Source organism: Corallococcus sp. 4LFB, assembly GCF_046520365.1.
Taxonomy (GTDB): domain Bacteria; phylum Myxococcota; class Myxococcia; order Myxococcales; family Myxococcaceae; genus Corallococcus; species Corallococcus caeni.
Genome location: NZ_JBKGHJ010000303.1, coordinates 1 through 10,650, shown reverse-complemented (window position 1 = coordinate 10,650; position 10,650 = coordinate 1). Strand labels below are relative to the sequence as shown.

At 70.1% G+C, this 10,650-nt stretch carries 12 protein-coding genes and 1 pseudogene; 10 read left to right on the top strand and 3 right to left on the bottom strand.

What is annotated here, in order from left to right; genetic code table 11:
- Together ACLEQD_RS27490 and ACLEQD_RS27485 are read left to right on the top strand one after the other, a co-directional pair.
- A partial coding sequence (locus ACLEQD_RS27490; RefSeq protein ID WP_410387960.1) for a HEAT repeat domain-containing protein occupies positions 1-872 on the top strand: 872 nt, incomplete at its 5' end.
- A gap of 23 nt (positions 873-895) precedes the next feature.
- A complete protein-coding gene (locus tag ACLEQD_RS27485; RefSeq protein ID WP_410387958.1) occupies positions 896-1,564 on the top strand; it encodes a peptidylprolyl isomerase in 669 nt (222 codons plus the stop codon).
- Between the two features lie 17 nt (positions 1,565-1,581).
- Here ACLEQD_RS27485 and ACLEQD_RS27480 read toward each other — a convergent pair whose 3' ends face one another.
- A complete protein-coding gene (locus tag ACLEQD_RS27480) occupies positions 1,582-2,703 on the bottom strand; it encodes an HD domain-containing phosphohydrolase (protein WP_410387956.1) in 1,122 nt (373 codons plus the stop codon).
- A gap of 245 nt (positions 2,704-2,948) precedes the next feature.
- Here ACLEQD_RS27480 and ACLEQD_RS27475 point away from each other — a divergent pair, with 245 nt between their 5' ends.
- The 5 genes from ACLEQD_RS27475 (at position 2,949) to ACLEQD_RS27455 (ending at position 7,151) form a co-directional block, all read left to right on the top strand.
- A complete protein-coding gene (locus ACLEQD_RS27475; RefSeq protein WP_410387954.1) occupies positions 2,949-3,950 on the top strand; it encodes a dihydrodipicolinate reductase in 1,002 nt (333 codons plus the stop codon).
- Positions 3,951-3,970: 20 nt separating this feature from the next.
- Positions 3,971-4,420 (top strand): MaoC family dehydratase N-terminal domain-containing protein, encoded by a 450-nt coding sequence (locus ACLEQD_RS27470; RefSeq protein ID WP_014397671.1) that lies wholly within the window; start codon positions 3,971-3,973, stop codon positions 4,418-4,420.
- A complete protein-coding gene (locus ACLEQD_RS27465) occupies positions 4,420-5,118 on the top strand; it encodes a MaoC family dehydratase (RefSeq protein ID WP_338268236.1) in 699 nt (232 codons plus the stop codon). Before ACLEQD_RS27470 ends, ACLEQD_RS27465 begins: the two co-directional genes overlap by 1 nt.
- Positions 5,119-5,307: 189 nt before the next feature.
- Positions 5,308-5,604 (top strand): acyl-CoA dehydrogenase N-terminal domain-containing protein, encoded by a 297-nt coding sequence (locus ACLEQD_RS27460; RefSeq protein WP_410387952.1) that lies wholly within the window; start codon positions 5,308-5,310, stop codon positions 5,602-5,604.
- Positions 5,517-7,151 carry an acyl-CoA dehydrogenase gene (locus tag ACLEQD_RS27455; RefSeq protein WP_410387950.1) on the top strand — a complete coding sequence of 545 codons (1,635 nt, stop codon included), beginning with the start codon at positions 5,517-5,519 and terminating at the stop codon, positions 7,149-7,151. The genes ACLEQD_RS27460 and ACLEQD_RS27455 overlap by 88 nt, the downstream gene beginning before the upstream one ends.
- A 74-nt stretch (positions 7,152-7,225) precedes the next feature.
- Here the strand turns inward: ACLEQD_RS27455 and ACLEQD_RS27450 are convergent, their stop codons facing one another.
- Together ACLEQD_RS27450 and ACLEQD_RS27445 are read right to left on the bottom strand one after the other, a co-directional pair.
- Complete coding sequence (locus tag ACLEQD_RS27450; RefSeq protein WP_410387948.1) at positions 7,226-7,681, bottom strand: ExbD/TolR family protein; 456 nt, start codon at positions 7,679-7,681, stop codon at positions 7,226-7,228.
- 15 nt (positions 7,682-7,696) lie between these two features.
- Positions 7,697-8,425, bottom strand: coding sequence for a MotA/TolQ/ExbB proton channel family protein (locus tag ACLEQD_RS27445; RefSeq protein ID WP_410387946.1), 729 nt, complete (start codon positions 8,423-8,425; stop codon positions 7,697-7,699).
- 42 nt (positions 8,426-8,467) lie between these two features.
- Here ACLEQD_RS27445 and ACLEQD_RS27440 point away from each other — a divergent pair, with 42 nt between their 5' ends.
- The 3 genes and pseudogenes from ACLEQD_RS27440 to ACLEQD_RS27430 form a co-directional block, all read left to right on the top strand.
- Entirely contained in the window at positions 8,468-9,298 is an 831-nt protein-coding gene (locus ACLEQD_RS27440) for a DUF4292 domain-containing protein (RefSeq protein ID WP_410387944.1), read from the top strand.
- A gap of 59 nt (positions 9,299-9,357) precedes the next feature.
- Positions 9,358-10,107: a hypothetical protein gene (locus tag ACLEQD_RS27435; protein ID WP_410387943.1), complete on the top strand. Its 750-nt coding sequence runs from the start codon at positions 9,358-9,360 to the stop codon at positions 10,105-10,107.
- 9 nt (positions 10,108-10,116) lie between these two features.
- Positions 10,117-10,650: pseudogene (locus tag ACLEQD_RS27430) on the top strand (hypothetical protein); the annotation flags it as partial.

The following is a 10,650-nucleotide window of genomic DNA, read 5'->3' as shown; positions in this document are numbered from 1 at the left end:
TGGCGAACGTTCCGCTGGAGGCGATCCGCGCGCTGTTGAAGCCCCGCGAGCGGAGCGAGGTGAACCTCGCCGGGGCATACCTCCTGGCGGCGTCGAAGCGGCCGGACGCCGTGGAGGCGCTGCGCTCGTGTCTGTCCAACGGCCATCCGGATGTGATGGCCCTCTGCGTGAAGGGCCTGGGTGACGTGGGCAGCCCCAGGGACACGATGGCGCTGAACCTGATGCTGGGGGACGCCACGCCGCGCGTGTCGGCGGAAGCGGCGCGGGCGCTGGCGAAGCTCGCGGCGAAGTGCGAGCCCGGCGCGTCCTGTGATCCGCTCCTCGCCCTGGAAGGCCAGGCGCGCCTGGCGAAGCGGGTGGCGGAAGGAAAGGCGGCGCAGGGCCATGCGTTGCTGGCGGTGGCGCAGCAGGGCCTGCCGCTCCAGGGCCGGCCGGTGTTGTCACGCATGAGGAAGGCCCTCGCGGAAGCCGACCGCGCCGCCGTCTCCGACGAGGCCCGCGCGGACCTCGCCTGGCTGGACTGCCGGTTCGCGGCGGCGATGGACCGGCAGCAGGGCGCGTTGGAGCAGGTATTCCAGTGCGGCTACGGCCGCGTGCCCGAAGCCCGACGGCTCGCCCTCGGACTCCACGAGGTGGCCCAATTCAAGGGGCAGCCCGCCGCCGCATCGAAGCCGGGCGAGGCCAGCCCCGCGGTGCCCGGCGCGGCGTTCGCGGTGCCCTACCTGAACCACGCCAGTCCCCTCGTGCGTGGCGCCGCGCTGGATGCCCTCTCCGAGCGCCCCGTCCCCGAAGCGATGGAGCCCGTGCGCGCGCTCATCGGGGGAGGCGACGCGGTGGTGGCGGGCTCGCCGCGGCCACCGCTGGCAAGCTGAAGGACGCGGGAGCGCTGCCCGCATTGGAGGCCCTGGCGGATCGCGTCCCCAAGGAGCCGGACCTGGCGGAGGCGGTGGCCGGCGCGCTCGTCGCGGTGCAGGGCCGCGCCGCGGAGCCCCGCCTGCGCGAGTGGCTGAACCACCCGCACGCCAACGTGCGCCGCGTCGCGGCCGAGTCCCTGTCCACGCTCACTGGCACTCCCGTCCGCTCCGCGCGCGTGGAGCTGCCCGCGGACACCTACCGTCCGCCGGCCGCACCCGCCGGGACGACGCTCACGCTGCGCACGCGCAAGGGCGACATCACCGTCCTGTTGGATCCGGACGCGCCGCTCACGGGCGGCAACCTGGTGGCGCTCGCGAAGCAGGGCTACTTCCGGGGCATCACCTTCCACCGCGTGGTGCCGGACTTCGTCGCGCAGGGCGGAGACCCGCGCGGAGACGGGGAGGGCGGTCCCGGGCACTCCATCCGCTGTGAGATGACGCGCCGTCCGTATGCACGGGGCACGGTGGGCATGGCGCTGTCGGGCAAGGACACCGGCGGCAGCCAGTTCTTCTTCACCCACTCACCGCAGCCGCACCTGGACGGCCGCTACACGGCCTTCGGCGAAGTCATCAGCGGCATGGACGTCGTGGATGCGCTGCTGGAAGGCACGGTCATCGACGACGTCGTCGTGGGTACCCGCGCCCCCTGAAACAAGCCCCTCGCGCGTCAGGCTCCGGAGGCGCGCGCGGGCATCGGCTCGCCCTGGGCGTTGAGCTTGCCGCCCGTCCAGCGGTGGCTCTCCGCTTCTTCCATCAGCTCCACCTCGCGGCGGATGCGGGCCCACTCCGTCTCCGGCAGGCCGAGGAACGCCTCCGCGAGCGCCGGATCGAACTGCGTGCCCGCGCAGCGGCGGACCTCGTCGCGCGCCACGCTCATGGGGCGCCCCTTGCGATAGGGCCGGTCGGAGGTGATGGCGTCCAGCGTGTCCACGAGACAGAAGATGCGCGCGCCGACGACGATCTCCTCGCCCTGGAGCCCCAGCGGATAGCCCTTGCCGTCCCAGCGCTCCTGGTGCTGCAGGACGATGAGCGCCGCCTCGTGCAGGTAGGGCATCTTCGCCATCATCCGGTAGCCGAACTCCGGGTGCTGCTTCATCTCCACCCACTCGTCCGGCGTGAGCGGCCCGGGCTTGAGCAGGATGGAGTCCCGGACTCCAATCTTCCCGATGTCGTGCAAGAGCGCGCCCTGTTCCACCACGTCCAGCGCCGGCCCGCTGAGGCCAATCTCCTGCGCCAGCCGCCGCGCGTACAGCGACACGCGACGCGAGTGCCACTGCGTCTCCGTGTCCCGGTAGTCCAGCGCGCTGATGAGCCCGTCCAGCAGCCCCGTCGTGCGCTCGACGACCCGGCGCTCCAGGTCCATGTTGATGGCCAGCAGCTCCGCGTTCTTGTCCGCGACCTCGCGCGTCAGCCGCTCGTTGGCCGCCACCAGCCGGTGGTGCTCGAAGGCCTGCCGGATGCTGCTCGTCAGCTCGCTCAGGGCCCACGGCTTGCCCAGCAGCCGGAAGACCTCGCCCCGGTTCACCGCCTCCGACGCGACCTTGAAGTCCGCCGCCGCCGTCAACATCAATCGCACCGCGCGCGGGTTCTTCTCCCGGAGCGCCGACAACAGCTCGATGCCGTTGAGGTACGGCATCATGAAGTCCGTCAGGACGACGTCGAACCCCTGCTCCCGCGACGCCACCACCGGGTCGCTGTGCATCACGACCTCGTAACCCTCCGCCTGGAGGATCCGGGACAGCGCCGCGAGGATGAGCACGTCGTCGTCCACCACGAGGATTCGGGCCATGGGCTGATACGCTCCGAGCGAGTGGGCTGCGTTTTCTCAGACTCTTATAGCCGGTCCGCGATCGGCCAAACAGGCCCCCCCAAGCTTTCCAGTGCCGCTAAACTACCGGAATCCTTGAAGTTTCGCTCAAACCGGAGGTCGCTGGACTCCACGTCCTGCTTGCCTGCCTGACGAGCCGTGTTCTATGGTGGCCGCCTACCCGCCGTAAATCGTTGTAACCCCTTGGAATTCGGGAGCAATCTCCGATGGCTAGAGCCCCTGATGGGCCGGTGCCGGTGGTGGTGATGGGGCTGGGGTTCATCGGGCAGGAGATTGCCAGGGCGGCCCTGTCATCCCCCGAAGTGGAGCTGATGGGCGCGGTGGATTCGCAGCCCTCCCTGGTGGGCCGTCCCCTGGGCGACGTGCTGGGGCTGGCCGGGCCGCGCTTCAAGGTCGCGGACACGCTGGAGCGCGCCGTGGGGCGCCGCAAGGGCGTGGTGGTGCTGCACGCCACCAGCTCCCGGCTGTCTCAGGTGATGGATCAGCTGCTGGACGCGCTGAAGCTGGGGCTGCCCGTCGCCAGCACCTGCGAGGAGCTGGCGTTCCCGCACCTCAAGTACCCGGAGCTGGCGGAGAAGCTGGAGCGCGCCGCGCAGAAGGCGGGCGTCGCCATCGTGGGCACGGGCGTGAACCCCGGCTTCGTGCTGGACCGGCTGGTGGCCACCGCCGGGCAGGTGTGCGGCCCCGTGCGCAAGGTGACGGCCAGCCGGGTGGTGGACGCCCGGACGCGCCGGGAGGCCCTGCAGCGCAAGGTGGGCGCGGGCCTGACGGAGGAGGAGTTCTTCGACCTGGTGGACCGCGAGGAGCTGGGCCACGTGGGGCTGGTGGAGTCCGCGGCGCTGGCGGCGCTGGGGCTGGGGCTGGACTGCGACGACTTCGAGGAGGAGGTCGCGCCCGTCTTCGCCGAGGAGGAGATCACCGGCGGCGCATTTGTCGTGAAGAAAGGCCGCGTCGCGGGCATGTTCCAGTCCGTGGTGGGTTTGGAGGACGGGCAGGAGCGTGTCCGACTGGAGCTGACCATCGCGGTAGGGGCGGACAACCCACGGGATCGCATCGAGATCGACGCGGACCCCAGGCTGGTGCTGGAAATACCGGGGGGAGTGGCGGGTGACCGGGCCACCGCGAACGCGCTGGTGAATGCCGCGCCACGTTTGACGGCCGCGGAGGCAGGGCTCCTGACGGTGCTCGAGCTTCCGGCAGGCCGCTGAAGGTTCATCAGGAGAGGGAAATGCTGGACAAGAACGCGATTGGCCGCGCCTCGCCGCCGACGCTCAACGAGGTGGAGAAGGGCGCCATCCGGCGCTTCGCCGAGGCGATTGGCGACTACAATCCCATCTACTACGACGAGGAGTACGCCCGTGCTTCGGGCTACCCCACCATCGTCGCGCCGCCCACGTTCCCCGCGTCGTTCCATTCGGCCGCGGACCTGCGGGAGCTGCTGGGGGTGGGCATCAAGAGCCTGCTGCACGCCGAACAGGGCTTCGACTACGAGCGGCCCATCTTCGCGGGGGACCGCATCTACGTGTCCACCCGCGTGTCGGACGTCTTCGAGCGGCCGGGCATGTCCGGCAAGATGGACATCGCGGTCATCGAGGACGAAGGCCGGGACGAAGAGGGCAACCTCGTCTTCCGCGCCCGCCGGACCCTCGTGGTGCGTGCCGCCAAGGAGAACGCCTGATGCCCGCGCGCAAGCTCTACTTCGAATCCATCCGCGTCGGTGACGAGCTGCCGGCGCTGGCCAAGGCCCCGGTGGACCGCGTCCAGCTGTCGCGCTACGCGGGCGCCTCCGGCGACTACAACCCCGTGCACGTGGACGAGCTGTACGCCAAGAGCGTGGGCATGCCGTCCGTCTACGCCCCGGGCATGCTCGTCATGGGCATGCTCGGCCAGCTCATCAGCGACTGGGCGCGCGGCGGGCAGCTGCGGCGCTACAACGTCCGCTTCATCAAGATGGTGTGGCCGGGCGACACCGTGGTCTGCAAGGGCCGCGTGAGCGACCGCCACGGCTCCGGCGGCCGGTACTTCGTGGAGATCGACCTCTGGGCGGAGAACCAGAAGGGCGAGCTCGTCATGAAGGGCGGCTCGCAGATCCAGCTCTTCTACTCGCTGGAGGACGAGAACCGGCAGCGCTCCGGCCAGTCCCCCATCGTGGTGGAGGTGCCCCGCGAGAGCCTGGTCGTCCCGGCCCCCGCCACCCCGGACGCCGCCGCCAGCGCCCCGCCGGCCGCCCCCGAGCGGGACCGCGACGAGGACGAGGAGGACGACGAGGAGGCGGACGAGCCCCGCACCGGTGCCTCGTCCAAGAAGACCGCCCCCCGGGAGAAGCCCGCCGCGAAGACGGCGTCCCTCCCGGCCGCGAAGAAGGCCAAGAAGTAGGCGTTCCAGGCCGGAATCCCGCGTTCGAGCAGGGCAGCTTTCGACTGCTGCTCAACGCGGGGTGTCATCTTGGGTTGACTCAAAAATCAGTCGACGCCACACTTCCTGCGTCACATGGGCCGCTGACCCTTTCTTTTTCCCGCCCTGCGGGAAGCAGGCAGGCAGCGCGCCCCCACGCAGGAGTGGGCCATGTCCGCCGGCATCAACACCTACAAGACCGACCTTCGAGAGATCTTCTTCACGCTGTTCGAGCAGTTCGGCTTCGGCCAGGTGGCGGGCCAGGCTCCTTACGACGCCTGGGGGCCGGACGAGGCGAAGGCGGTCCTCACGGAGACGTACCGCTTCGCGCGCGAGGTGCTGGGGCCCTCAACTCGGTGGGTGACCGCGAGGGCTGCCGGGTGGAGAACGGCGCCGTCTTCACGCCCAAGGGCTTCAAGGACGCGTGGAACAAGCTCTACGAGCAGGGCTTCAAGACGGTGGCGGTGAGCCCCGACCACGGCGGCCAGGGCGCGCCGATGATGCTCCAGGTGACGGTGGAGGAGATCCTCTCCGGCGCCAACACGGCCTTCAACATGTACCCGGGCCTGGCGTTCGGCGCGGCGGAGGTCATCGCGGAGTGCGGCACGCCCGCGCAGCAGAAGCAGTTCGTGGAGCGCATGCTCAACGGCACGTGGGGCGGCACCATGTGCCTCACGGAGCCGCACGCCGGCTCCGACGTGGGCGCGGCCAAGTCCACCGCGCGCCGCAACGCGGACGGCACGTACAACATCCGGGGCACCAAGATTTTCATCTCCGGCGGCGACCACGACATGGCCGGCAACATCATCCACCTGGTGCTCGCGCGCATCGACGGCGCGCCGGTGGGCACCAAGGGCCTGTCGCTGTTCATCGTCCCCAAGCTGCGCATCAACGCGGACGGCTCCGCGGGCCAGCCCAACGACGTCACCGTGGCGTCCATCGAGCACAAGATGGGCATCAACGGCTCCGCCACGTGTGTCCTCAACTTCGGTGAGAACGACGGGTGTCTGGGCGAGCTCGTGGGCACCGTCGAGCACGTGGGCATGAGCCAGATGTTCAAGATGATGAACGGCGCGCGCATCGCCGTGGGCATCCAGGGCGTGAGCCTGGCGTCGGCCGCGTACTACAACGCGCTGGACTACGCGAAGGACCGCAAGCAGGGCTCCCACTTCACCAAGTGGAAGGACCCGGCCGCGCCGCGCGCCGCCATCCTCGAGCACCCGGACGTCCGCCGCATGCTGCTGGACATCAAGGCGCACGTCGAAGGCATCCGCGCGCTCATCATCAAGCTGGCCATGCACCTGGACAAGGCGAAGCAGCTGGCGGGCAAGGACGACGACGCGGCCAGCTACCACAAGGGCCAGGTGGAGGTGCTGACGCCGCTGGTGAAGTCCTACGGCTCCGACCAGGCCTTCCGCCTCTGCGCGCAGGCCATCCAGGTGTACGGCGGCGCCGGCTACATCCAGGACTACCCGGTGGAGCAGTACACGCGTGACTCGAAGATCTTCTCCATCTACGAGGGCACCAACCACATCCAGGCCATGGACCTGGTGGGCCGCAAGATGGGCCAGGCGGGCGGCGCGCACTTCCAGCAGTTCATGGGCGATGTCGGCAGCTTCGTGGAAGCGCACCGCGAGCACCCGGTGCTGGGCGAGGCCGTGAAGACGCTGGCCGGCGCGCAGGAAGGCCTGATGTCCAGCGCGATGGCGCTGTTCGGCTGGTCGCAGGACGCGGGCCGCTTCCCGCTGATTCCCCTGTCCGCCAACCGCTTCCTCAACATGATGTCGGAGGTGGCCGTGGGCTGGCTGCTGCTGGACGCGGCCGTCATCGCGGAGAAGGCCGCCGCCAGCGTGAGCGCGGACCACCCGGACAAGGCGTTCTACGAGGGCAAGAAGTTCAGCGCCCTCTGGTACGCGCGCAACGTGCTGCCCAACGTGGAGTACGCCGCGCGCCTCATCGCCACCGAGGACACGTCCCCCATGGACATCACCGACGCGGCGTTCGGCGGCGTCTGAAGCCCGGCGTGAAGCCCTGAAATGAAGAGGCCCTCCGGCATGCGTGCCGGGGGGCCTTGTGCTTTCTGGCGCGCCTAGTTGCCGTCGCGCACGCCGATGGCGAGCTGCGCGAGGCCGGCCTTCTTCGCCAGCTCCATCACCTGCACCACGGTGCCGTGGGAGACGCCTTCGTCCGCCTGCACGATGACCACGGTGTCGGGGTTCTGGTTCTTCGCGGTCTCGAAGGCCTGCTTCAATTCGGCCTCCGCGACGACGTTGCCCGCGAGCATGAAGCGGCCGTCCGCCAGCACCGCCACGGACAGGTCCGTGGAGCGCGCGGTGACGTCCGCGGCGCCGCCCTTGGGCAGGTTCACCTTGAGGCCCGCCTTGGCGCCGCCGCCCGGGCCCTGCTGGGTGATGACCGAGCTGGTCACCATGAAGATGATGAGCAGCACGAGCATCACGTCCGTCAGCGGCGTGATGTTGATCTCCGCGAAGCCCGCGCCCTCCAGCTCGTCGTCGCCCGAGCCGGGCGTCTTTCCCATGGCCATGGTGGGCGTCTCTCCTTACGAGGCGGGCTGCGGATCCGGCCGCGGGGCCGCAGGCGTGGCGCTCTCGCGCGAGGGCGTGGCTTCCGGCAGGGGCCCGCCGGCGGCGCGCTCCTTGAGGAGCTCCACGAACTCGTCGCCCAAGAGGCGCAGCTCCACCAGCACCCGGGATAGCCGGGCCTGGAAGTAGTTGTAGAAGACCATCGCCTGCACGGCGACGAGGATGCCCACGGCGGTGGCGACGAGCGCCTCGGAGATGCCCGTCATCACGGCCGCGGAGCCGCCGGTGCCGCCGGCCTCCACGTCCACGCCCAGGTCCTTGAACGAACGCATGATGCCGGCCACGGTGCCGAAGAGGCCCACGAAGGGCGTCGTCGAACCGATGGTGGCGAGCAGCCACAGGTTGCGCCGCAGCTTGAGCCCCACCTGGGCGCGCTCGCGCTCCACGGCGGACTCGATGCCGTTGCCGCCGGTGGCGCGGGAGCGCTCCCAGCGGTCGAAGCCGGCGAGGAAGATGTCGGCCGCCACGGCGTCGGAGCGCTCGGCGGCGGTGCGGGCGGCGGCCACGTCCCCCCTGAGGAGGTGCTTCTGGACGATCTCCCCCAGGTTGCGGGAGCGCTCGCTCACCCCCCAGAGGGCGATGAGCCGCTCGATGGCCACGCCCAGGGCCACCACGGAGGCGCCCAGGAGGAGGGCGAGGGTGACGCCGCCCAGGCGAAGGTAATGAAGTAGATCGTTCAGGCTCATGATGGATGACCGGGCATGCGGCCCTGGCTCACACTAGGACATATGAACCGCGCAGCCGCCGCAATCTTCCTGGCCCTCCTCTGTTCGGCCTGCCCCAAACGCCTCGAGTTCGGTCCGGAAGGCCGCATCGAGGATGCCCAGACGCTCTACCAGCACGTGCGCGAGCGGCAGGCCCGGGTCGTGAACCTGGAGGGTGACGCCAAGCTGCACGTCGACTCGCCCCAGGGCAGCGGCACCCTCTCCACGTACCTCTCCATCACCCGCCCGGCCCTCATCCACCTGGAGACGTACGACTTCTTCAACCGCCCGGTGGCCTCGCTCGTCTCCAACGGCGAGCGCTTCGGCGTCTATCAGGCGGGGGAGAACACGTACCTCCAGGGCCCCGCGAGCGCGGAGAACGTGTCCCGCTTCCTGCCTGTCGTCCTGCCGAGCGAGGAGCTGGTGGCGGTGATGCTGGGCCAGGTCCCCCTCCTGCCGCCGGAGTCCATGACCCTGGAGCTGGACGAGAAGGAGCGGGTGTACGTGCTGAAGCTCCAGCGGGGGGCCGCGACGCAGACACTCCGCGTGGACCCCAAGCACCTGCGCGTGGTGAAGAGCGAGGTCCGGGGCGTGCCGGGCTATGACCTGGCGTTCGAGGACTTCGAGCAGCGCGGCGACCAGCTCTTCCCCGGCAAGGTGCACCTCATCGCCTCCACGGCGGACACGAAGCTGGACCTGAAGTACACGGACATCCGCCTCAACGGCCGCCCGGACCTGTCGCTCTATGAGCTGGTGGCGCCCGAGGGGGCCAGGGTGGTGGACGTCGACGCACGGGGCCAGGAGGTCCGCTCGGGGGGCACGGTGTCGCCCCTGCCCCCCGCGCCGGGTTCCTGAGCATCCAGGCGTCGAAAGACAGCGCCCCGGCGCAAACCGGGTACTATGGCGCGCACGACATGGCACAGATCAAGCTCGGAGAACTGCTGATCAAGGCGAACGTCCTGCAGGAGAGCCAGCTCAAGGCGGCGCTCGCCGAGCAGGCCAAGTGGGGCGGAAAGCTGGGCGAGATCCTCGTCCGGATGAACCTCGTGTCCGAGGACATCCTCGTGCGCGCCCTGTCGAAGCAGCTCGGCATGCCGGCGGTGAACCTGGACGCCGTGCAGATGGTGCCGCCGCACGTGAAGTCCAAGATTCCGGCGCAGACCGCGCGCGACTTCTCCGTGGTGCCGCTGCAGCTGCGCGACGACGGCAAGACGCTCGTGGTCGCCATGTCGGACCCGCTCAACGTGCGGGTGCTGGACGAGCTGCGGGCCCTGTCCAAGTGCCGCATCGTGGCCAACGTGGCGGGGCGCACCTCCGTGGCGCGGGCGTTCGCGCGCCTCTACGAGGAGACGGCGGAGCTGGAGGACGCGGACACCAACTTCAAGGTGGTGGACGCGCAGGGCCGCACCGTCGTGAAGAACCTCAAGGACCTGGACCCGGCCGCCGCCGTCGCCATGTCCCCCAAGCCCGCCGCCGCTCCGCCCCGGCCTCCGCCCCCCGCGGAGGCCCCCCGTCAGGCCGCCTCCGGCAGCCCCGCGGAGCTGCTCAAGAGCGTGGAGGAGGTCCAGCGCAAGGAGGTCGCGGCGCTGAAGGCCATGGTGGAGCTGCTCATCGAGAAGGGCGTTTTCTCCCGCGAGGAATACCTCGCCAAGGTCAAGCGGTAGCCCCCGGCCATGCGCAAGAAGATTGGTGAGCTCCTCGTCCAGGCCGGAGTGGTGACGGACGAGCAGGTGAAGCAGGCCCTGGCCTCCGGACGTCGCGGCCAGGGCCGCAAGCTGGGCGAGGTGCTGGTGTCCATGGGCCTGTGCACGGGCCGGGACATCGCGCGGGCCCTTGCGGCGCAGCACGAGCTGCCCTTCGTGGAGATCCCCGAGTACATCCCGCACGGGGTGGCCTCGCTGGTGTCCATGGACTTCCAGAGCGAGCACCGGGTGCTCCTCTTCGCGTCGGAGCAGGACGGCCGCAGCGAGAAGATCCACGTCGCGGTGGAGGACCCGGGCAACCTGATGCTGGTGGACGAGCTGCGCTTCCAGCTGCGCAAGCCGCTCAAGGTGTTCGTCGCCGCGCCGGATGACATGGAACAAGCGCTCGCGCGCGGCCGGGGCGAGCCCCTGGACATCGTGGAGGCTGAACCGATGGACATGGACGAGGACGATTCGCCGGACATCCTGCCGTCGCCGCCCGCCGCCGCCGCGCGGCCCCCGGCG